The sequence below is a fragment of the Methylobacterium komagatae genome, assembly GCF_042661665.1.
Lineage (GTDB): Bacteria > Pseudomonadota > Alphaproteobacteria > Rhizobiales > Beijerinckiaceae > Methylobacterium > Methylobacterium komagatae.
On sequence record NZ_JBHSWN010000001.1, the window covers coordinates 4,084,304 to 4,106,663 of the forward strand.

Genomic DNA, 22,360 nt, shown 5'->3' on the forward strand with positions numbered 1-22,360 from the left:
TTCTTCACTTCAGTGGGGCGCAGGGATCAGGGCTGACGCGTCGACGCCGACAGAACGCACCGCGCGAGATTTGATTTTCGAAGCATCTTCATACGTCAAGCGAAAGAGCGCGCATCGCCCGCGAGAGACAGTGAAACGGCGTAGAGCGTCCCCGGCTGAAGCGATGGAGGGCATGCCCGACTTACCAACCATTCGCCCAGCCTTGTAACGTTTTGAACGGCCATCCCGAAATTGCAAGAAGAAGCCTCAAGCTTCAAGAACATAAAAGGGATCTCGCCATGAAAAGATCATTCGCCGTTTTGGGCGTCGGAGCTTTCCTAGTCTCGGGCCTGCCAAGTCAGGCCTCGGCTGCGTATTGGGAGTCGCTGCCCCCGTCGTGGAGGAGTCATCGGACAGCGGCTGCACCATCGACGCTCGCTCCGCCCCCGGGTGTCCTGACGACCGGTTCGATCAACAACGCCCCGCGTCGACCTGCGCACCGTCAGCCGAGGCCCGCCGGCGCCAAGTTCTAAAACATCACGGCACAGGGCGCCGGTAGCGGTGCGAATTTCCGCGGCCGGGTTTTCGTGTCCTCGGCCTGCTCAAGTAAGCGCAGGCGACGAGCCCTCACAGACTCGTTGCCCGGCCGGCCATTCCGATGCCGCCGCGGCCGGCGTTGATCGTCCGGCCCTACGACGGCTTGGCGAGGCGTGAGGGGACGCACCTCTCGGTCGAGTTCGGAGGACAGTCCGAGCAGGCCACGCATCGGCGTGCCGATGTTCGATCCCGGCGATGTCGGGAAGGCGCCGGGCATCCCGCACATCCGGATGTAACGAAAAGATTTTGAACTCCGAACTCATGAGCAATGGCACTGAAGCGAGGGCGCTCCCTCAGAGGACGGTGGACAAGATCATGAAACCTTTCGTTGGCATTGCTCTCGTAACATTGGCCTTCGTGGGCACGGCATCGGCCGCGCCCAGTTGGCAGACGCGGACCGGTCCGCGCCTCCACGCCTCATATCCCAAGCCCGCCCTGCGTGATCCGGAGATGACGGGGAGCCTCGCGGGCAGCCCGAACCGCACGCGCGGCTTGCGCGACGTGCAGGGACGAGACTTCCGCAGCAGCACGCGCGGCAACGCGCAGTTCCCGGCGCGCCCGCCAGCTCAGCAAAACCTCGGCGGCACTGCCGGTGGCCCTGAGTTTTGAGCCCCCCACCTCGCACGCCACCGCTGGCCGCAGCACCTGCTGCGGCCGCCCCCACGTGGCGGCGCCTCCCATTATGGCGCACTCTCGCGCTGGTGCTGCTTCTCATGGGCGCTGGCGTCGCCGTCGCGTCGTCCTTAAGCCGCGCCGCTTCGGACCATTATGCCTTCGAGCTCGTCGAGCGTGAGGTGAAGCAGGGTTACGGCACGACCATCCTGGTCCGGCTCGTCGACGAGCACACCGGTAAGGTGGTTCCGGACGCGACGCTGTTCATCAGTCGGATCGACATGTCGCCTGACGGGATGGGCCAGATGACGGCTCCCCTGGGCTCCAGGCCGATACGCTGCCCGGCTACTACCGTTTCGAGACCGACCTCTCGATGGAGGGTGCCTGGGCGCTCACCCTCGCCGCCAAAATCCCCGGTCTTCCGGATCCGGTTCAACGCAGGCTCGTCTTACAGGCAGTGCAATGATGCATCAGCACACGCCCTTCCACGACTTCGAGGAGTTCGAGACCGCGCCCTCCGGCGGTGGCCGAGCCAAGTGGGTCGTGGGCCTCGTCGTGTTCGTGCTCATGCTCGTGGCTGCGGCCGCCGTCGGCTACGGCCTCGGGCGCGGGACCTGGACGATCCCGAGCTCGGTCTCCGGCCACGTTCCGGCGGCGCTTGCCGGCTGGTTGCCGCACGGTGGGAGCGATGCCGCCGCGCCGGCGGGCTCAAGGACTACGCCTTCGAGCTCGTCGAGCACCAAGCCAAGCAGGGCGAAGCGGTGCTGACAGTCCGCCTTAAGCATGCCCCGGCGGGCAAGCCGGTCGCCGACGCGGTCGTCTTCGCGCACCGCCTCGATATGGCTCCCGCGGGCATGCCGACCATGACCACGGAACTTGAGCCGCAGCCGGCGACAGAGCCCGGCCTCTACCGGTTCAAGACCAACCTCACGATGGCGGGCGATTGGCAACTCTCGCTGGCCGCCAAGGTGCAGGGCGAGACCGGCACGGTGCAGAACCAGCTCGCGCTCAAGGTGGTACCGTGATGGACCAGAGGACGCCGTTCCAAATCTCCGAAACCCAGGGACGCGGTGATGGCCCCGTGCGCGTTGCGGCCCGGGTCACCGGCTTCACGCTCGCGCCGGCCGCGCTGGTCGGCGCGATGCTGGTCGGCCTGAAGGCGGGCGAGGTCAACTGGCCCTTGCCGGCCTGGCTGCCGGCTCCGGTCGCGGGCCTGCTCGTCAGGGACGGGGCGGGCCCGGCGCCGGATGCCCCGATCCTGTACTACCGCGATCCCGATGGAAAGGCCGCCTACACGCTGGCGCCGGCCAAGGCTCCCGATGGGCGGGACTACCGGCCTGTGCGTTTCAACGAGGATGTCGGCTTCGAGCCGAAGCCGGCGGAGCCGGCCGGCGGCGACGCCGGCATGGCGCAGACCGGGGCCAAGAAGCTTCTCTACTACCGCAACCCGATGGGGCTACCGGACACCTCGGCGACGCCGAAGAAGGACTCGATGGGGATGGACTACATCCCCGTCTACGCGGGCGAGGCCGAGGACGGCAACACCGTCAGGATCTCACCCGGCAAGGTTCAGCGCACCGGCGTCCGCTCGGAGCCGGTCGAGCGCCGCGTCATCAGCCGACCCGTTCGGGTGCCCGGCACCGTCACCTTGGACGAGCGGCGCGTCACCATCGTGGCCACCCGCTCGGACGCTTACGTGGATCACGTCGAGAACGTCACCACCGGAGATCAGGTCCGCAAGGGCCAACCCCTGGTCGACGTCTATTCCCCCGAGATCAACGCGGCCGCCGCCCAGCTCATCGCCAACCCCGGTTTCGACGGCTCGCGTCGACGCCTGCAGAACCTGAACGTCCCGGCCGAAGTCATCGCCGAGATGGAACGCACCCGGAAGGTGCCGATGGCCATCACCTGGTCGTCCCCCCGCGATGGGGTGATCCTGCAACGCACGGCCATCGAGGGCATGAAGGCCGCGGCCGGAGAGACCCTGTTCCGGATCGGCGACATCTCGGTGATGTGGGTCTTGGCCGATGTGCCCGAATACGACCTCGGCAGCGTCAAGGTCGGCCAGCCCGTCGCCGTGCACGTGCGCTCGCTTCCGGGACGCACCTTCGCCGGCAAGGTCGCGCTGATCTATCCGCAGGTGAACACGCAGACCCGCACCACGCGCGTGCGGATCGAGCTACCGAACCCGGATGGTGTGCTGCTGGCCGACATGTACGCCGACGTCGAGATCGGGACCGGCGCGACGAAGCCCGTCGTCGCAGTCCCGAACGACGCGATCATCGACACGGGCGCGCGCCAGGTCGTGCTCATCGACAAGGGCGAGGGCCGCTTCGAGCCGCGTGAGGTCAAGGTTGGCGCCCGCGGCGAGGGCTACACCGAGATCCGCGATGGCGTGAAGGCGGGCGAGCAGGTCGTGACCGCGGCCAACTTCCTGATCGATGCCGAGAGCAATCTGAAGGCGGCCCTGCAGAGCATGGCGACCCCAACGCCGCCGGCTCCGCAGGCGCAGGGCGAGGAGAAGCCGCGATGATCGCCCGCCTCATCGGCTGGTCGGCCCGCAACCTCGTCCTGGTCCTGATTGGCACCGTGTTTGCGGTGGCGGCCGGCCTCTACGCGGTCCGTACCCTGCCGCTCGACGCCATCCCCGATCTCTCGGACGTGCAGACCATCGTCTACACCGAGTACCCGGGTCAGGCACCACAGGTGGTGGAGGACCAAGTCACCTATCCGCTGACCACCGCGATGCTGACGGTGCCGAAGTCGAAGGTGGTGCGCGGTTTCTCGTTCTTCGGCGTCTCGTTCGTCTACGTCATCTTCGAGGACGGCACCGACCCCTACTGGGCCCGCTCGCGCGTGCTCGAATACCTCAACGCGGCGGGAAGCAAGTTGCCGTCCGGCGTGACGCCGACGCTTGGACCCGACGCGACCGGCGTCGGCTGGGTCTACCAGTACGCCATCGTGGCCAAGCAGCGGACACTCGCCGAATTGCGCTCGCTCCAGGACTGGGTCGTGCGCTTCGGGGCCTCGCGCGCCGAGGGTGTGTCCGAGATCGCGAGCGTCGGCGGCTTCGTCAAGCAGTACAACGTCATCGTCGACCCGAACCGGCTGCGCGCGCAGGGCATCTCGCTCGACAAGCTGCGGGAGGCGATCCGGTCGAGCAACGCCGACGTCGGCGGCCGCACCGTCGAGCTCTCCGAGTTCGAGTTCATGGTGCGTGGCCGCGGCTACCTGAAGAGCGTCGCCGACATCGAGAACATCGTCCTGAAGACCGACGCCGGCACCCCTTGCGGATCCGCGACGTCGCCCGGGTCGAACTCGGGCCTGACGAGCGGCGCGGCATCACCGAGATGAACGGCGAGGGCGAGGTCGCGGGCGGCATCGTCCTCCAGCGCTTCGGCGCGAATGCCCTCAACGTCATCGAGGGTGTGAAGGCGAAGCTCGCGGATGTCGCGAAAAGCCTGCCCTCGGGCACCGAGATCGTGCCGGTCTACGACCGCTCGCAGCTCATCGACGCGGCCATCGATACCTTGAAGCACACCCTGGTCGAGGAGAGCGTCATCGTGGCGCTCGTCTGCGTGGTGTTCCTGCTGCACCTGCGCAGCGCGCTGGTCGCCATCCTGATGCTGCCGGTCGGGATCCTGATGGCGCTCGGCGCCATGCGGCTGCTCGGCATTGGCGCCAACATCATGTCGCTCGGCGGCATCGCCATCGCGGTCGGCGCCATGATCGACGCCGCCATCGTGATGATCGAGAATGCGCACAAGCACCTGGAGCGGGCGCCGCCGGGTAAGCCCAGGGTCGAGATCCTGGTGGAGGCCGCAGCGGAGGTCGGCCCGTCGCTGTTCTTCAGCTTGCTCGTGATCACGGTCTCGTTCCTGCCGATCTTCACGCTGGAGAACCAGGAGGGCCGGCTGTTCGGGCCGCTCGCCTTCACCAAGACCTTCTCCATGGCAGCCGCGGCACTGCTGTCGGTGACGCTGGTGCCCGCCTTGATGGCGCTGTTCGTGCGCGGACGCATCGTCCCCGAGCATCGCAATCCGCTCAACCGCCTCCTGATCTGGGTCTATCGCCCGGTGATCAAGGGCGTGCTGCGGGCGAAGGTCCTGACCATCGTGTTGGCCGTGGTGGTGCTCGGCTTGACGATCTGGCCGACACGCCAGCTTGGATCGGAGTTCATGCCCGACCTCAACGAGGGCACGCTGATGTACATGCCCACGACCCTGCCGGGCATCTCGGTGACCCAGGCCGGCGAGCTCCTCGCCACTCAGGACCGGATCATCAAGTCCTTCCCGGAGGTCGCGTCGGTCTACGGCAAGGCCGGACGCGCAAGTACCGCGACCGACCCGGCGCCGATGGAGATGTTCGAGACGATCATTCGGTTGAAGCCGCAGAATGAATGGCGTCCCGGCATGACGCTCGCGAGCCTCAAGGCCGAGATGGACAAGGCCCTACAGTTTCCCGGCGTCTCGAATGCCTGGACGCAGCCGATCCGCGCTCGCATCGACATGCTCTCGACCGGCATCCGCACACCCGTCGGCATCAAGGTGTACGGTACGGACCTCACCGAGATGGAGAAGATTGCCCGTCAGGTCGAGGCGGTGGTCCGGGCGGTTCCGGGCACATCGAGCGCCTACGCGGAGCGGGTTATCGGCGGCTACTTCCTCGACATCACGCCGAACCGCGAGGCGCTCGGGCGCTACGGCCTGATGGTCGGGGACGTGCAGGACGTCATCGCCACGGCGCTCGGCGGCCAGAGCGTGACCAACACGGTCGAGGGCCGCGAGCGCTACACCGTCAACGTCCGCTACCCGCGCGCCTTCCGCTCGGATCCGCAATCCATCGCACGGGAGGTGCAAGTGCCGCTGCCAGGCGGTGGAACCGTGCCGCTCGGCGAGGTGGCCAAAGTGCAGCTCACCCGCGGCCCGACCTCAATCCGGACCGAGAACGGCCAGCTCGCGGTCTACATCTTCGTCGACCTGACCGGCCGCGATCTCGGTGGCTACGTGGCCGAGGCGCGTGCGGCGGTCGACAAGGAGGTCCAGCTGCCGCAGGGCATGAGCATCCAGTGGAGCGGGCAGTTCGAGTACCTGGAGCGGGCCGAGGCGCGGCTGAAGATCGTGGTGCCGGTCACCCTGCTGATCATCTTCCTGCTGCTCTACCTGAACTTCCGCCGGCTCACCGAGACGTTCATCGTCATGCTCTCGCTGCCGTTCTCGCTGGTCGGCGGGGTCTGGCTGATGTGGTGGATGGGCTTCAACATGTCGGTCGCGGTGGCGGTCGGCTTCATCGCGCTGGCCGGCGTCGCCGCCGAGACCGGGGTGATCATGCTGATCTATCTCGATCACGCCTGGGACGAGCAGCGGGCCGAGGTCGCCTCCGCGGGCCGGGAGGCGACGCGGGCGGACCTGTACCGGGCGATCATGGTCGGGGCGGTCGAGCGCGTGCGGCCGAAGATGATGACCGTGGTCGCCATCATGGCCGGCCTGGTCCCGATCCTGTGGAGCACGGGCGCGGGCTCCGAGGTGATGCAGCGCATCGCGGTGCCGATGATCGGTGGCATGGTCTCCTCGACCGTGCTGACGCTCGTGGTGATCCCGGCCATCTACGGCCTGGTCAAGGCGCGCGGGCTTCCGCACCGAAGCCCGCCGCGCACCGGCGCTCCGAAGCCCGGCAAGGCTCTGGTCCGCGTGCAGCCGCGCCTGGTCAATCCCGCAGAGTGAGTGCGGGGCGGCGTCGCCGCCCCGGTCATCGGGAAAAATCTTCATCAGACGCGACGCGAGGAAGCCGGAACCATGCCGGAAAACGTCCTGGATTGCCTCGTCATCGGCGGCGGACCGGCAGGCCTGACGGCCGCGATCTATCTGGCCCGGTTCCGCCGGCGCTTTCAGGTGGTCGATGCCGGGGCAAGCCGCGCCGCCCTGATCCCGACCTCGCATAATCACGCGGGCTTTCCTGAGGGCATTCACGGCAAAGCGCTTTTGAGCCGGATGACGGAGCAGGCGCGCAAGTACGGTGCCCACATCGTCCACGGCCGCGTCACCGACCTGGAGCGCCGGGCGGACGGCGTCTTCGTCGCGCGTGTCGGCCCGGACCGGATCGCCGCGCACACGGTCCTGCTGGCGACAGGGGTCGTCGACCGCGAGCCGGACCTGCCCGACGTGCCGGACGCGATCCAGCGCGGGCTGGTGCGCCATTGCGGGATCTGCGACGGCTACGAGGTCCTGGGCAAGCGGGTCGCGGTGATCGGGCACGGCAGCAGCGGGCTGCACGAGGCGCTGTTCCTGCGAACCTACACCGCCGACATCACGTTGCTGTCTCTCGGTTGTCCGCTGACCCTCTCGCGGGATGAACGCCGCGCGGCGGCGGAGGCCGGCATCGCGGTCGTGGAGGAGGCGGTGGAGCGCGTGGTGGTGGAGGGCGACCAGGTCCGCGCGCTGGCGATGCGGGATGGGGAGTGCCGCTCGTTCGATGCGCTGTACTCGGCCCTGGGCAGTGATGCGCGCTCGATGCTCGTGCACGACCTGGGCACCCGACTCGACGACAAGGGCTGCGTGGTGACGGACGAGCATCAGCGGAGCTCGACCGAGGGCCTGTTCGCGGCCGGCGACGTGGTGCGCAGCCTCGACCAGATCAGCGTCGCGATGGGGCAGGCTGCCATCGCCGCGACGGCAATCCACAATCTGCTGCGCGGGGTGCCGTCGCCGAAGGAGGCTCCGGACGACACGCTGTCGTTCTCACCCCAGAACCTGTGCAGCTGCTGTTCGTCGCCCGAAGCAGGACGACGCTGAGCTCGTGGACGGACGACATTGCAATGCGGCCGGTCGGGCGCGAAGTCCCTCGGCGTCCTCGACTCCGCCCGCGGTCCCTCGATTAGCGCTCGCTCTCTACGCCAGAGCTTGTTCTCGCATGCTGAACGCTTTCCGGGTGGCGGGCCTTGCCACCCATGCGCCGGTCGTCCTGATCGGGCTCGGTGCCATACTCGGCCTCGTGCCCTTGGCTCGCGGCCCTCGCGCCGGGTTCGGGTTGGTGCTCATGGCCGCGGCATGACCATCGTGGTCCTGGAACCGCTCCTCAGGTTGGGGGCGGTCGGGGTCGGCGCCTATGTGGCCGGCTTCCTGGGTGGGCTGTGGCTGCTACTCGGCCCCGGACCGCCAAGTTCTGACGGACCGGCAACACCCCGCAGATGAGCGGTCGAGGGCGTTCGACGCGGGGCGAACGCCGGTTCCCGCGCACGCCCCGCCGCCCATGCATGCTCCCGTCGAGAGGCCCTCCGCGTCGGCCACCAGCGTCAGCCCCATCCGATCCGCTTGGCCGTCCTGCCGCTGTCGCGCAAAGACATTCTCACTGTAACCGTTCGCCGGGCCGTCCCGAATTTATACTCGACGCACCAAGCGCCAAGCACATTCAAGAAAGACCTTGCCATGAAACGCAGTATTTCTGCCCTGCTCCTCGGAGCCATCATTGCTTCGACGGGAGCGGGTTACGCCTCTGCAGGTTGGATGGACAACGTCCCGGCCCGTTTTCTCCCAGGCCATAACCGTCCGGGTGGGAACCAGTCCCGGACATCGGAGACTGTCGATGGCGTCCTGGTGACCGGCTCGATCAACAGGACGGACGCCCGCTCCGAGCACACCCCCCGGTCGGGCCGGGCCGGGAAGCCGTAAGGCGACGTCGGGGCCGCGGCTGGGGCTTGCGAGCCCTTGCAGCCGGCGGCGCATTGTAACCTTTCCCACGGCGGTCCCGAAGTTTGATGTGAAGGGGCCGCGACGCGCGTGCCCTCCGCTTCCAAGGGGCGTCCAGGCTCTCGAAGGCGGCGCCTGAGCCGTCCCGGCCAGCCGGACCAGAAAGAAGGAACACCGATGTCTGATCTCGATCGGTCGAACCGTAAGGGTGCGCTCGCCGCGAGCGTCGCCGCGCTGCTGCTTGCGGGAGGCGTGCAGGCGCAGGCCGCGCCGATGGACGACATGCCAGGCATGAGCGGCAAGGCTGGCGCGGAGAGCGGAAAGCAGCAGACGGCCAGCGCCACCGGCACCGTCGCGGCCGTGAACGCGAGCCAGCACAAGGTGACCTTCGACCACGAGCCGATCCCGGCGATCAACTGGCCCGCCATGCACATGGAGTTCCCGGCGATCTCCTCGGTCGATCTCTCGAAGGTCAAGCCGGGCGAGAAGGTCAAGTTTACCCTGAGTGGGAGCAAGGGCTCCTACACCGTTCAGTCGATCACCCCGGCCCCGTAGGCCAACGAGGCTGGAGGACCCGCCATGATCCACCGCCGTACGCTCCTCGGCGTGCTTCTCTCGGTGACCGCTCCGTCCCTGGCCGCGGCGCAAGGCGCCCAGACCGCCATTCTCTACAAGAACCCGCAGTGCCAGTGCTGCGACGCCTACGCTGACGTGCTCCAGCGCAGCGGGATTGCGGTCACCGTCAAGGAGACTCCCGCGCTTGCGGCACTCAAGCGCGAGCACGGCGTGCCCGAGCCGCTCCAGGGCTGCCATACGCTGCTCATCGACGGCTACGTGGTCGAGGGGCACGTGCCGGTCGCCGCGGTCAGGCGGCTGCTGGCCGAGCGGCCCGCCATCAGGGGCATATCGCTGCCCGGCATGCCCGCGGGCTCGCCGGGCATGGACGGGGAGAAGACGGCGCCGTTCACGGTCTACGAGATCGGCGACGGTGCCCCGAAGGTCTTCGCGCGCGAGTAGCGCGAAGGCAGGACTGCCTCGAAACGCACGGACGACAGGAGAACCTCATGTCCAAGATCTCACGGCTCGCACCCGCCGCTCTCGGCCTTGCCCTGTTTGCCGGCATCGCCGCTGCCTCGGCCGAACCCGCCGCGAACCCCGCACCCGCGGACAAGGGGACCATGGGCGGCATGATGCAGGGTGACGGCATGATGCCGATGATGCAGGAGATGTCGAAGATGATGGGGAACTGCAACAAGATGATGCAGACCATGATGGATCGGCAGAACCAGGGCGGGTCCAGCCAGGAGAACCCGGACAAGCGCGGCTGATCCCGTCAACGGGCGGCACCCTCTCGGGCTGCCGTCCGAGGATACTGGAACCGTGGGCCGGCGCAGAGTGCCCATCTCGACGGACCATGGTCGAGCCTGCCTTATGGCAATGGACCAGAAATCCTGCCTCGCTTTTGACGCGGACAATCTCACCTTGACGGTACAGGCGCGATTGCCGGCGCCGTCCTGGGATGGGTCACCGGTAGTCGCGCGTCATCCACGAAGGTCGACGATGCACAACCCGCGCCGTTGTGCGTCCGCTCGAAGCTCCGGAGCCGGATGGGCAACGCGGGAACCCTCGGGTCGAAACTCGGCACGCGTCGCATGATCGGACACTTCGACGCGTCGCCCACGACCGCGGGGCAATCACGCGACGTCGCATATCTCGATCCACGATCGGCGTCCCGAGATTGACCGGTTCGTCCAGGCGCGGTGCCGCATCCGTCGCCCGGCGAGCCGTCCGCAAATGCGTGCGGCGAAGGTCACGGGTCGGCGCCGGCCGTCCCAGACCATGACGGGAGACGCGATGGACATGATCCTGCACGAACTCGGTCACGGTCTCCTGATGGCCGTCGGCATGTTCTGGCAGACCGGCTGGAGCCTCGTGCTCGGGTTCACGATCTCGGCCGTGCTGCAGTCGGTGGTCTCTGCGGACCAGATGCGTCGGGCATTCGGGGGCGGCAGCGTGCGTGAGATCGCCTTCGCGACGCTCGCGGGGGCTGCGTCCTCCTCGTGCTCCTACGCCTCGGCCGCGATCATGCGGACCTTGTTCAAGAAAGGCGCGGCCCTGGTTACCTCACTCGCATTCCTGTTCGCCTCGACCAATCTCGTACTGGGCTCGGCCTTATCCTCTACGTGCTGCTCGGGTGGCAATTCATGCTCGGCGAGTGGGTCGGCGGCGTCGTCCTGATCGCCATCATGAGCGTTCTGGTAAAGCTCACCTACCCGAAGAAGCTGGCCGAGGAGGCACGCCGGCATAAGGAGGAGAGCAGCGGCCACGAGCATATGAGCATGACCGTCGAGGGCGCGACTTGGCGCGAGCGGCTGAGGAAGCCCGAGACCCGCGTACGCGTGGCCCAGAACTTCGCCATGGAATGGCGGATGCTCTGGAAGGACCTCGCGCTCGGGTTCCTGATCGGCGGATTCCTCGCAGCCTTGGTGCCGGACGGCGTCTGGAAGACAATTTTTCTGACGGACGCACCCGGATGGGTGCAGGTGCCGGTCAACGTGGTGCTCGGGCCCATCATCGCCGTCCTGACGTTCGTCTGCTCCATCGGAAACGTGCCGCTCGCCGCGGTGCTGTGGGCCGGCGGCGCGAGCTTCTCCGGCGTGCTGGCGTTCCTCTACGCCGATCTGATCGTCATCCCGCTGCTCGACATCTACCGGCGCTACTTCGGTTGGCGAATGGCGGCATACATCGGAGGCGTGTTCTTCGTCACCATGGCGGTCGCGGCCCTCGTGGTCGACTTGGCTTTCACGGCGCTCGGCTGGGTCCCGGCGCGCGACGTGGACGCCCGGGCGCAGATGAGCACGTTCAGCCTGAACTACACGTTCTGGCTGAACGTGGCCTTCGGGGCGCTCGCGGCTTACTTGTTCTGGCTCGACCGCAAGCACCCGATGGACCACGGCTGCCATCGGCACGCGCACGAAGCGCTCCCTGACCACGACAATGCGGCCGGCGATGCTTCGCTCGGCCACCAGTGAGCAGCCCGGCCCACTTCGCAGGTACGCGTCGTCTCCACCGGAGGTGCCGCTCCCGGGGACGGATTCGCGGCGACGGCAACACCCTTCGAGCGGGGCCGGGCATCTCCGGCCGTTGCACGGAGGCACTGCCTCGGCTTGTCGCGCCCGGGTCCCTCACCCTCCCGAGCGCGCCCGCGACGTGCCGTTCGATATCCATGCAGCTGACGACCGAGCCGCCGCGTCGGCGGGGCGCCCCTGCTCGCTGACCGGGTGTCGGTACAGGAGTTCGGCCGACGACGGATCCTCGACGGCGCTGCCGATCTGGCTGTCGCGTTCCTGCAACGGCGGGCGGGGCGGGCGGAGGCGGCATGGCCGGGTTTTCGGTGCATCGGCGGCCAAGTCCGGGCTGCAGGACATCATGGGAGTGCCTGGGCGACCTGCACCGACCGGGCCCGGGAATGAGGCCTTGCTTCTCTAGCCGCTAGAGGAAGTAGGTCCATCCGATTGCCTCGGGCGGCCCCCTCGACCGTCGCGAGCCGAACCGCGCACGCGATGGATGGGCGTTTCGGGATCGGCCACACCACCCTGCAAGTCGAGACGAGCGCGAACAACGCCTGCTCGCTCGTGCCCGATCACGTGGTCTGAGGTCGGGATGCAAGCCTGGGCCTACACCCTGATCCCCGCGGCGGCGGCCATCGTCGGCGCCGCCGTAGCCGTGAACCTGCGGCCGGGACCCGTCCTGGTCAGCGCCATCCGGCACTTCGCCGCCGGTGTCGTCTTCGCCGCGGCCGCGGGCGAGATCCTGCCCGACCTCAAGCACGCCGGGTCGGCCTGGGCGACCCTCGTCGGCGGCGGCCTCGGCGTCGCGGCGATGCTGGCCGTGCGCGGCCTCGAAAAGCGGCCGACGGGCCCGTTCGGGCTGATGTCCGTCACGGGCATCGACATCCTCGTGGACGGCCTCGTCCTCGGCATCGCCTTCGCGGCGGGCGCCAAGGCAGGCATCCTGCTCACCCCGTCGCGTTGACCGTCGAGGTGCTGTTCCTCGGTCTCACCGTCGCGAACGAGCTCGGCGAGGGAGGCGCCTCGAAGCGCAGGGTCGTCGGCCTGACGGCGGCCCTCGTCATGCCGCTGCCGCTGGGGGCGCTCCTCGGCGGCCCGGTCGGCTCGCTGCCGCACTTCGTCCAGGGCGGCTTCCTCGCGTTCGGCCTGATCGCGCTGCTCTACCTCGTGACGGAGGAGCTGCTCGTCGAGGCGCGCGAGACCGAGGACCGGCCCTGGGTCACGGCGATGTTCTTCGCCGGTTCCCACTGCTGCTGCTCCTCGACGAGGCGGTTTCTTGAACAGGCGTTCCCCGAGGACCGGCGTCGTCCGCCCCGGCGAAACCCGGCTCAGTCATCGTGGTGGTGGTGATGGTGATGGCCCCGCTCCTCGAAGAACGGCCGTTCCTCGTAGCGTCGGGGGTGATGGTGCCGGACGACGACGTCTTCGTGGTCACCATGCCGGTAGACATCGACGTGGTCGTGCGGCCGCCTTTGGCCATAACCGCCCTCGTAGTATTGCGCCGACGCCGCCATAGGCGCGAAGGCCAGGGCCACTGCCAGGCCGGTGAAGATCGTTTTCATGGGTCGCTCCGAAGCTCGATCATAGGCGGGCATCCTGGGACGACCGGATTGAACGCACCCTGAGACCGACGTTCAGCAACCGGCAACCTTCGCGCGTCCCGAAAAGCGAAGGGCCGCGGTGCGGGCTTTCCACCCGGCCCCGCGGCCCTTCCGGCATCCAAATCAGTGGCGGTGCTCTTCCACCACGGTGCGTTCATGAACGTCGTCGTGGTGGTCGTGAACGACCGGGCGGTCGCGATGATGCTCCTCGACGGTCGAATGGGTGTGCTCGACCTCGTCATGGTGACGGTCCCCGTGGATCGCGACACCGCCAGGACCGACATCCACGTGCTGGGCGAATGCGCCGATTGGGGTGAGCATGAGGGCAGCCGAGGCGGCCAGGGCGGCAATCGTGAGCTTCATCAGCATCTCCTTCGGTTCGAATCGATCTTGAAATGCACGTCTTTGCAAAACCGTTCCGGGACTATTTCTGCTCGGTTTCCGTTCGCGCACAGGGCGAATATTCGAGACCGAACCATTGAATTGTGCTTGGCGCATCGAGGGGGGTCCCGTCGTGGATGCGCCACTTGCTGAAGAGCAACGTACGACCACGCGTGCGGACCGACGGGAGCCGTCGATGGACTTGGCAGGCCGTGGCGTTCATCGTGAGTTCAAGTCGCAGGCGGCACGGCTTGTGTTGATGGGCCGGAATCGCGGATAAGGGCGGCGATGGGCTTCGGTGGATGGCATAGGCGCCGGCGAGCGGTGCGTGACGGGTGGGCGTTCGCCGTCCGCACGGTCATGCTCGTGCTGGCTCTCGCGTTCGCCGCCCCGTCCGCAGGGCTCGTCGAGGATCTGGCCTTCCATGCCGGCAGCCGGCATCGGGCCACGGAACTGACGTCGGTCGAGATCTTCGCCTCGTCCGAGGCCGCCGATCCCGGCCTCGCCTGCCACGTCCATTGTGGCTGCCACCAAGTGGCCGCCCTGCATGGCGCCCCCGTCGCGCCGACGCCGGACCCTCGGCAGCCGTCCTACGCACGGACCGTGGAGGCTACGGCCGCAATCGCGCCCGACCGGCTGGCACGACCGCCCCGCGCCTGAGGTGACGCCGCGCGCGAATGCGCGCGGATTGCATCCGGCCGCCCCTGCGGGCCCCGGATCCGTCCCTTCATGAAACCAGCGGACCGACCGCGGGGGCATGCGTGCCCACCCGGCGTTCCGGTCGAGGCCCAAATGCGCATCCTCCTTCTCGCGGTCGCCCTGGCCGCCGGCATCGCCGTCGGCGCGACCGTGCCCGCCGTCTCGGGCTTCGTCCGCAACACCCTGTCGGCGGCGGGGGTGCCGCCGACCCTGTTCGCGTTCACCGCCGGACCCGAGGCCACGTCGCCCGCGGCCAAGGCCGACCATGCCGCGGGGGACGGCCACGACCACGCCGAGCCCGCGAAGGCCGCGGAGGGGCACGCCCACGGCGAGCATGCGCACTCCGAGGCCGAGGGCGAGGAAGGCCACGTCAAGATGTCGGCGGAGCAGATCGAGACGCAGGGGATCCAGGTCGCCAAGGCCCACGGCGGGACCCTGGCCCGCCACCTCCTCGTTCCGGGAACCATCACCCCGGACACCGACCGGATCGCCCGCGTCCCCGCCCGCGTGGTCGGGACCGTGGCCGAGATGCGCAAGCGCCTGGGCGATTCCGTGCAAAAGGATGAGGTCGTCGCCGTGCTCGACAGCCGCGAGGTGGCCGATGCCAAGAGCGACTATCTCACCGCCCTGGTCCAGGCCGAGCCCAGAAGATCAACTACGACCGCCAGCAGAAGCTGCTCGCGTCGCAGGCGGCGTCCGAGGCCGCCTTCCAGAATGCGCGCGCCGCGTTCCTGGAGAACCAGCTGCGGGTCGACCTCGCCCGCCAGAAGCTGTCCGCCCTGGGTCTGAACGCCGCCGAGGTGGCGGCCGCGCAGAAGCGGGACGAAGCCACGCCGAATACCTCGACCCTGCGCCGTTACGAGCTGCGTTCGTCGCTCTCGGGCCGCATCGTCGAGCGCAAGGTCGACGTCGGCACCACGGTCGGCAGCCAGGGCGACCCGGCCGACCTCTACACCGTGGCCGATCTCTCGACGGTCTGGATCGAGCTCTCGGTGCCGACGTCGGACCTCGCCAAGGTCAAGGAGGGCGCCGACGTCACCGTCACGCCGAGCCAGGAAGGCGGCGAACGGCACGAGCGGGGCAAGGTGATCTTCGTGAGCCCGCTGCTGAACGCCGACACCCGCGCCGCCCGGGTCGTCGTCGCCCTCCCGAACAAGGACATGGCGTGGCGGCCCGGCACCTACGTCACCGCCGAGGTCGAGATCGCGACCGACCAGGTTCCCGTGCGCGTGGCCAAGGCGGCGCTGCAGACCATCGAGGGCAAGCGCGTGGTCTTCGTGCGAACCGAGGAGGGCTTCGAGAAGCGCGAGGTCGAGCTCGGGCGCTCCGACGACGAGGCCTACGAGGTCGCCTCGGGCCTGAGGGCAGGCGAGGATATCGCCGTCGCCAACACCTTCCTCCTCAAGGCCGAGCTCGGGAAGAGCGAAGCCGACCACGACCATTGAGGAGCGGGTCATGATCAGCCGTGTTCTCGACTTCTCCGTCCGCCAGCGCTGGCTGGTGCTGCTCCTCACGCTGCTGGCGGCGGGCTTCGGCGGCTACGCGCTGACGAGGCTGCCCATCGACGCGGTCCCGGACATCACCAACAACCAGGTGCAGATCAACACGACGGCCCCCTCGCTCTCGCCGGTCGACATCGAGAAACAGGTGACCTACCCGGTGGAGACCGCGCTCGCCGGCATCAAGGGGCTGGAATACACCCGCTCGCTCTCGCGCAACGGCTTCTCGCAGGTCACTGCCGTCTTCGCGGAGAAGCTCGACATCTACTTCGCCCGCCAGCAGGTCGCCGAGCGCCTCGCCCAGGTCAAGCAGGACCTGCCGCCCGGGGCCGAGCCGCATATGGGCCCGATCTCCACGGGGCTCGGCGAGATCTACATGTGGTCGATCCACTACGCCAAGCCCGCCGAGCGCAAGACCGCCGCCCCGGGAAAGCCGGGCTGGCAGCCGGACGGCAGCTACCTGACCCCGGAGGGTCAGCGCCTGCGGACCGAGCTGGAGCAGACCGCCTACCTGCGCACGGTCCAGGACTGGATCATCCGCCCCCTGATCAAGACGGTCCCGGGGGTCGCGGGCGTCGACGGCATCGGCGGGTTCGAGAAGCAGTACCACGTCCAGCCCGACCCGACGAAGCTCGCCGCGCGCGACCTCTCCTTCGCGGACGTCGCACGGGCCCTGGAGACGAATAACGCCAACCAGGGGGCGCGCTACCTGGAGGACAACGGCGAGGGCTACGTCGTGCGTGCGGCCGGCCGCCTGGAGAGCATGGACGAGATCGCCGACGTCGTCGTGGCCACGCGCGGCGGCGTGCCCGTCCGGATCAAGGATGTCGCCGACGTCCGCATCGGGCGCGACCTCCGGACGGGCTCCGGCAGCGAGGATGGGCAGGAGGTCGTCGTCGGCACCGCCCTGATGCTGATCGGCGAGAACAGCCGCACGGTGGCGGCCGCCGTCGACGCCCGCATGGCGCAGATCCGCAAGTCCCTGCCGCCGGGCGTCGAGGTCCAGACGGTCCTCGACCGCACCCGCCTCGTCGAGGCGACGATCCGGACGGTCGCCAAGAACCTCGCCGAGGGCGCGTCCCTCGTGATCGTCGTCCTGTTCCTGCTGCTCGGCAACATCCGGGCCGCCATCATCACGGCCCTGGTCATCCCGGTCGCCATGCTGATGACCATGACCGGCATGGTCGAGGCGAGGATCTCGGCCAACCTGATGAGCCTCGGGGCGCTGGATTTCGGGCTGATCGTCGACGGGGCGGTGATCATCACCGAGAACGCCCTGCGCCACCTCGCCGAGCGGCAGCACGCCCTCGGGCGGCCGCTCGACACCGAGGAGCGCCTGGAGACGGTCCGGGCCTCGGCCGAGGAGATGATCAAGCCGTCCCTCTACGGGCAGGCGATCATCATCCTGGTCTACGTGCCGCTCCTGACCTTCACGGGGGTCGAGGGCAAGATGTTCGAGCCGATGGCGCTGACCGTGATCATCGCGCTGGTCTCGGCCTTCGTGCTGTCGCTGACCTTCGTGCCGGCCCTGATCGCCATCGTGATCACCGGCAAGGTGACGGAGACGGACAACCTCATCATCCGCGCGTTCAAGGCCGCCTATCGACCGGTGCTCGCCGCGGCGGTGCGGATGCCCGTCCCGTTCGTCGGCGGGGCCGTGCTGCTCCTCGTCGGGGCCGGCGTGCTGTTCACGCGGCTCGGGACCGAGTTCATCCCGCAGCTCGACGAGAAGAGCATCGCGCTGAACGCCACCCGGATCCCATCGACTTCCCTGACCCAGTCGCAGGCGATGCAGATCAACGTCGAAAGGACGGTCTCGAAGTTTCCGGAGGTGGCCTACGTGTTCTCGAAGACCGGCACCGCCGAGGTCGCTTCCGACCCGATGCCGCCGAACTCGTCGGACACCTTCGTGATCCTGAAGCCGCAGGAGGAGTGGCCCGACCCGAGCCTGTCGAAAGCCGACCTGCAGGAGCGGATCGAGAGGGCGGTGGGGGCGCTCGCCGGCAACGTCTACGAGTTCTCCCAACCGATCCAGTTGCGCTTCAACGAGCTCCTGGCCGGCACCCGGGGCGACCTCGCCGTGAAGGTGTTCGGCGAGGAGTTCGAGCCGATGCTCAAGGCGGCCAACCAGGTCGCGGCGGCGCTGAAGGGCATCGCCGGGGCGGAGGACGTGAAGGTCGAGCAGACGGCCGGCCTGCCGTTCCTGGAGATCAAGATCAACAAGGGCGAGGCGGCCCGCTACGGCTTGAGCACAGGCGCCATCCAGGAGGTCATCGGGGCCGCCATCGGGGGGCGCGAGGCCGGCGTCGTGTTCGAGGGCGACCGCCGCTTCCCCATCGTCGTGCGCCTGACCGACAAGGTCCGGGAGGACCGGGAGGCCCTGGAGAACATCCCGGTGCCGCTGCCCCCGGGACCGAACGGGCGTGCGAGCTCCGTGCTGCTGAAGCAGGTGGCATCGTTCTCGGTCGCCGAGGGACCGAACCAGATCTCGCGCGAGAACGGCAAGCGCCGTGTGGTGGTCACCGCCAATGTGCGGGCGCGCGACATCGGCTCGCTCGTGGCGGAGGCGCAGGCGAAGGTGGGCGACCAGGTGCAGCTTCCGCCGGGTTACTACGTGACCTGGGGGGGCAGTTCGAGAACCTCGCCTCGGCCAAGCGGCGCCTGATGGTGGTGGTGCCGGTCTGCTTCTTCCTGATCTTCCTGCTCCTGTACTCGGCGCTGGGCAGCCCGCGCGACGCGCTGCTGGTGTTCAGCGCCGTGCCGCTGGCGCTCACGGGCGGCATCCTCGCCCTGTGGCTGCGCGGCATGCCGGTCTCGGTGCCGGCCGCCGTCGGGTTCATCGCGCTCTCGGGCGTGGCGGTCCTCAACGGCCTGGTGATGCTGACCTTCATCAAGCAGTTGATCGCGGAGGGGCGACCGAAGCGCGAGGCCATCCTGGAGGGTGCCATGACCCGCCTGCGTCCGGTGGCGATGACGGCGCTCGTCGCATCGCTCGGCTTCGTGCCGATGGCCATCGCCACCGAGACGGGGGCCGAGATCCAGCGGCCGCTCGCAACCGTGGTCATCGGCGGCTTGATCAGCGCGACCCTGCTGACGCTGATCGTGCTGCCGGCGCTCTACGCCCGCTTCGGCAAGGCCGCGACGCCGAAGGCCACCAAGCGGCCGACGGAGACGGTGCCGCGGCACCTCAAGGCGGCGGAGTAGCCCCGATGCGCGTCTTCGCGATCACGGCCGCCATGGCCTCCCTGGCCGCCTTCGCCACCATTTCCGCATCGCCCGCGGTGGGGGGCGACGGCGGCGACGCACCGTTCGAATTGTCCTGGGGACCGGTCGACGCGGTGCCACATCCGCTCAAGGTCGACCGCGAGGCCAACCTGACCGCGCTCCACTATCCGCATGGCTGGCCGCCGGCCCTCGGGGCGGGCACCGCGGAGGTGGTCCTCGTGGTCTGCCGGGACGAAGGGCTGCAACAGGTGGTTTGGGTCGGCCTGCCGATGTCGGGCGAGGTCCTGGCGAGGACGCGGCGCGCCATCCACGACGAGGGCGTACGCCGCTATGGCGAGCCCGGACCGGGGCCCCTGGCCGATTCCGGCTCTGGCCGGGGGGCCGCGCGCTCCTGGCCAGCCGTGAAGTCACGGATGGGCGGCGCGAACTCGTCATGACCGCATTCGGCCCCGGCTACCCGGCCTGCTCGGCGGCCCATCGCGACGCGACCGGACACCCGGCCGGCGCGCACGTCGCCGACCTGATCGGTGTCGACGCCCCCTGATGAGGCTCCACGGTACACATCCCGGCCGGGACGGCATGCGCGGGAGCGGATCGCTCGAAGACGGACGCACGTTCGGTGGTGCCCGGACGACGGGCATGGCCGGCGTCGGCCCCGCGACGTTCCAATGCGGCACGGCGGGGCGAAGTGACGAGGCCGCGACGAAGCCTCCTGTCGAGAGGAGCCACGAGCAGGGTCGGATGGTGAGGGCTGGCGTGCTCGATGGCGGAGCATGCATCGCCCGCCGGAAGCCTGCACCGGGCGGGCGGTCGGCACCGGCTGCCCTGGCAAGCCCCACGGCGGCCGGAACGCCTCGGTCCATGGCCGCGCCCCTGATCGGGCTTCGGCGGCCTCGGGGCCGGGGCCCCGACGGCGCCTGGCGCCGTGCATTGGCGTGCCTGCTCGCCTTCACCCTGATCGTCGCCCTCGTGGCCCCGGCCCCGACATCGCCCCGGGTCGGACCGGACCACGAGAATAGGCTCGGCACGTTGTCCCTGTTCGACCCGGATGCGACCGTGTCGGCCGCGGACGACCGCTCGGACCGAGGGCGCCATGGATCGGCCCGGTGCAACGGTTGCTGCTCCTGCCACGCGGCCATTCGGCCCGACGGCGGCTTCGCGGTGCCCGCACGCGTCGCGCGGGCCCTGGAATTCCCGATTTCCGGCGTCGGCTTCCGGTCCCAAAAGGCCGCCCCGCCCCACGATCCGCCACGCGCCTGACCGCTCGGCCGCCGCGAGCCGCGGCGGCGCCCCGGGTCGAGAAGCCCCGTCCCGTGACCCGGATGTGAGTGCGCTCGCCTCGCGTGAGCGCGCGGCCCGTCGCCGTGACGAAGCCGCAGGTCGGAACCGCCTACGAAATCGGGTGGAGCGATGCGCGTTCCCAGTCCCCCCTTGACCAACCTCGCACGGCCGACCGTCGACCCCGGAGCCGAAGGTCTCCGGCCAGCCCGATCACGCCCGTCGGACGTCCCGGGCCCGTCGGTGCGAGGGAGCCCACTGCCGTCGGACACCCCGAAAACGGACTGCCCGCCCCGAGCGGGGCTCGGTCCATGTCGGCTCGGTCGGCGCACCCTCGCGGCGGCGCTCGCGGCCCTCGCGGCGAGCGCGGTCGGCAGTCCGCGGGCCGAGACGCTGGAGGGCTCGCTGGCGCGCGCCTACCGCGCGAACCCGGAGCTGAACGCGACGCGGGCGGCCTTGCGGGCGACGGACGAGGAGGTCGCGCTGGCGCGGGCCGGCTATCGCCCGACCGTCACCGCGGACGCGGACGCCGGGGTACGGAACGTGCAGGGGGCCGCCGGCGGCGAGCGCCTGGCGCGAACCTCGTTCCCGCGCGGTGCGGGGCTGACCGTCGGACAGACCCTGTTCAACGGGTTCCAGACGGACAACGACACCCGTCGCGCGGAATCGAATGTGCTCGGCCAGCGCGAGTCCTTGCGCTCCGCCGAGAACACGACCCTGTTCAACGCCGCGCAGGCCTACATGGACGTCCTGCGCGACACCGCGACCGTGGGCTCAACCGCAACAACATCGCGGTCCTGGAAGAGCAGCGCCGCCAGACGAGCCTGCGCTTCCGGCTCGGCGAGTTGACCCGGACGGATGCCGCGCAGGCCGACGCCCGCCTGGCCGGAGCCCGCTCGCAGCGAGCGCGGCGGAGGCGCAGCTCCGCGCCCGCACCGGCGTCTTCCGCCAGGTCATCGGCGTGGACCCGCGCCGGCTCGCCCCCGGGCGCCCGCTCGACCGCCTGGTCCCGCCACGTCTCGACCTCGCGCTCGGCTTGGGGCTGGCCGAACATCCACGGATCCTCTCCGCGCTCCACGCGGTCGATGCCGCCGAGGCGCAGGCGAAGGTCGTCGAGGGGCGGCTCTACCCGCGGGCCGGCGCCTCGGGCGTCGTCCAGAGGCGCCGCGACGAGGAGGAGCCGGGGGACGATGTCCTCGCGGCCGGGCTCGTCGGGCAGGTGACGGTTCCCGTCTACGAGGGCGGGCAGGTCTACGCGCAGGTCCGGCAGGCCAAGGAGCAGGCCGGACAGGCGCGCATCGAGGCGGAGCAGGTGCGCGACGCCGTCCGCGCCGGCATCGTGGCCGCCTGGGCGCAGCTTGAGGCCTCGAAGGCGCAGGTCGCCGCCTCGCAGGCCCAGGTCCAGGCCAACGAGGTGGCGCTGGCCGGCGTGCGGGAGGAGGCGCGCGCCGGCCAGCGCACCACCCTCGACGTCCTGAACGCGCAGCAGGAATTGCTCAACGCCCGGGTGGGCTTGGTCGTGGCGCAGCGCGACCGCGTCGTGTTCTCCTACGGCGTGGTCCAAGCGCTCGGCCGCCTCACCGCGCGCCTCGCCGAGCTGCCCGTGCCCCCCTACGGCGCCAAGGCCCACTTCGACCAGGTCGAGGATCTCTGGGCGGGCCTGCGCACCCCCGACGGCCGCTGACGCCCGGACCGCGTGCCGCCGCCCGGGGCCGCCTTCCCCCGGGATCGCC

16 protein-coding genes and 6 pseudogenes are annotated in these 22,360 nt (G+C 69.3%); 20 read left to right on the plus strand and 2 right to left on the minus strand.

Going from position 1 to position 22,360, the window contains the following annotated elements:
• The first annotated feature begins 879 nt into the window (after positions 1-879).
• The 14 genes and pseudogenes from ACFQE0_RS20315 to ACFQE0_RS20380 all read left to right on the plus strand — a co-directional run bounded on the left by ACFQE0_RS20315 (position 880) and on the right by ACFQE0_RS20380 (position 13,224).
• Positions 880-1,185 (plus strand): hypothetical protein, encoded by a 306-nt coding sequence (locus tag ACFQE0_RS20315; protein WP_127991695.1) that lies wholly within the window; start codon positions 880-882, stop codon positions 1,183-1,185.
• 104 nt (positions 1,186-1,289) lie between these two features.
• Positions 1,290-1,445: pseudogene (locus ACFQE0_RS20320) on the plus strand (FixH family protein); the annotation flags it as partial.
• Positions 1,446-1,650: 205 nt separating this feature from the next.
• On the plus strand, positions 1,651-1,956 hold the full coding sequence (locus ACFQE0_RS20325; protein ID WP_378975761.1) for a hypothetical protein: 306 nt from the start codon (positions 1,651-1,653) through the stop codon (positions 1,954-1,956).
• Entirely contained in the window at positions 1,950-2,213 is a 264-nt protein-coding gene (locus ACFQE0_RS20330; protein ID WP_378975600.1) for a FixH family protein, read from the plus strand. Before ACFQE0_RS20325 ends, ACFQE0_RS20330 begins: the two co-directional genes overlap by 7 nt.
• Complete coding sequence (locus ACFQE0_RS20335) at positions 2,213-3,721, plus strand: efflux RND transporter periplasmic adaptor subunit (protein WP_116655828.1); 1,509 nt, start codon at positions 2,213-2,215, stop codon at positions 3,719-3,721. The genes ACFQE0_RS20330 and ACFQE0_RS20335 overlap by 1 nt, the downstream gene beginning before the upstream one ends.
• Positions 3,718-6,911 (plus strand): annotated as a pseudogene (locus tag ACFQE0_RS20340) (efflux RND transporter permease subunit). Before ACFQE0_RS20335 ends, ACFQE0_RS20340 begins: the two are co-directional and overlap by 4 nt.
• A gap of 72 nt (positions 6,912-6,983) precedes the next feature.
• Positions 6,984-7,979, plus strand: coding sequence for an NAD(P)/FAD-dependent oxidoreductase (locus tag ACFQE0_RS20345; RefSeq protein ID WP_127991697.1), 996 nt, complete (start codon positions 6,984-6,986; stop codon positions 7,977-7,979).
• Positions 7,980-8,097: 118 nt separating this feature from the next.
• On the plus strand, positions 8,098-8,238 hold the full coding sequence (locus ACFQE0_RS20350; RefSeq protein ID WP_164891318.1) for a hypothetical protein: 141 nt from the start codon (positions 8,098-8,100) through the stop codon (positions 8,236-8,238).
• 812 nt (positions 8,239-9,050) lie between these two features.
• On the plus strand, positions 9,051-9,428 hold the full coding sequence (locus ACFQE0_RS20355; protein WP_116655831.1) for a copper-binding protein: 378 nt from the start codon (positions 9,051-9,053) through the stop codon (positions 9,426-9,428).
• Positions 9,429-9,452: 24 nt separating this feature from the next.
• Positions 9,453-9,890 (plus strand): DUF411 domain-containing protein, encoded by a 438-nt coding sequence (locus ACFQE0_RS20360; protein ID WP_116655832.1) that lies wholly within the window; start codon positions 9,453-9,455, stop codon positions 9,888-9,890.
• Positions 9,891-9,937: 47 nt separating this feature from the next.
• The gene (locus ACFQE0_RS20365; RefSeq protein ID WP_378972870.1) at positions 9,938-10,201 is read left to right on the plus strand and encodes a hypothetical protein; all 264 of its coding nucleotides are present in this window, start codon (positions 9,938-9,940) and stop codon (positions 10,199-10,201) included.
• A gap of 526 nt (positions 10,202-10,727) precedes the next feature.
• Complete coding sequence (locus ACFQE0_RS20370) at positions 10,728-11,111, plus strand: permease (protein WP_378972872.1); 384 nt, start codon at positions 10,728-10,730, stop codon at positions 11,109-11,111.
• Positions 11,078-11,905: a permease gene (locus ACFQE0_RS20375; protein ID WP_378972875.1), complete on the plus strand. Its 828-nt coding sequence runs from the start codon at positions 11,078-11,080 to the stop codon at positions 11,903-11,905. The genes ACFQE0_RS20370 and ACFQE0_RS20375 overlap by 34 nt, the downstream gene beginning before the upstream one ends.
• 631 nt (positions 11,906-12,536) lie before the next feature.
• Positions 12,537-13,224 (plus strand): annotated as a pseudogene (locus tag ACFQE0_RS20380) (ZIP family metal transporter).
• Between the two features lie 48 nt (positions 13,225-13,272).
• Here the strand turns inward: ACFQE0_RS20380 and ACFQE0_RS20385 are convergent.
• Together ACFQE0_RS20385 and ACFQE0_RS20390 are read right to left on the minus strand one after the other, a co-directional pair.
• Positions 13,273-13,506, minus strand: coding sequence for a hypothetical protein (locus ACFQE0_RS20385; protein WP_116655835.1), 234 nt, complete (start codon positions 13,504-13,506; stop codon positions 13,273-13,275).
• Positions 13,507-13,668: 162 nt separating this feature from the next.
• On the minus strand, positions 13,669-13,908 hold the full coding sequence (locus ACFQE0_RS20390) for a hypothetical protein (protein WP_164891320.1): 240 nt from the start codon (positions 13,906-13,908) through the stop codon (positions 13,669-13,671).
• A 342-nt stretch (positions 13,909-14,250) separates the two neighbouring features.
• Here ACFQE0_RS20390 and ACFQE0_RS20395 point away from each other — a divergent pair, with 342 nt between their 5' ends.
• The 6 genes and pseudogenes from ACFQE0_RS20395 (at position 14,251) to ACFQE0_RS20420 (ending at position 22,311) form a co-directional block, all read left to right on the plus strand.
• A complete protein-coding gene (locus ACFQE0_RS20395) occupies positions 14,251-14,586 on the plus strand; it encodes a hypothetical protein (protein WP_274852392.1) in 336 nt (111 codons plus the stop codon).
• 132 nt (positions 14,587-14,718) lie between these two features.
• A pseudogene (locus tag ACFQE0_RS20400) lies at positions 14,719-16,070 on the plus strand (efflux RND transporter periplasmic adaptor subunit).
• 10 nt (positions 16,071-16,080) lie between these two features.
• Positions 16,081-19,328, plus strand: a pseudogene (locus ACFQE0_RS20405) (efflux RND transporter permease subunit).
• Positions 19,329-19,333: 5 nt separating this feature from the next.
• Positions 19,334-19,786 (plus strand): hypothetical protein, encoded by a 453-nt coding sequence (locus ACFQE0_RS20410; protein ID WP_378972878.1) that lies wholly within the window; start codon positions 19,334-19,336, stop codon positions 19,784-19,786.
• Positions 19,787-19,892: 106 nt separating this feature from the next.
• Complete coding sequence (locus tag ACFQE0_RS20415) at positions 19,893-20,609, plus strand: hypothetical protein (RefSeq protein WP_378972881.1); 717 nt, start codon at positions 19,893-19,895, stop codon at positions 20,607-20,609.
• A 150-nt stretch (positions 20,610-20,759) separates the two neighbouring features.
• Positions 20,760-22,311 (plus strand): annotated as a pseudogene (locus ACFQE0_RS20420) (TolC family outer membrane protein).
• Positions 22,312-22,360 lie beyond the last annotated feature (49 nt).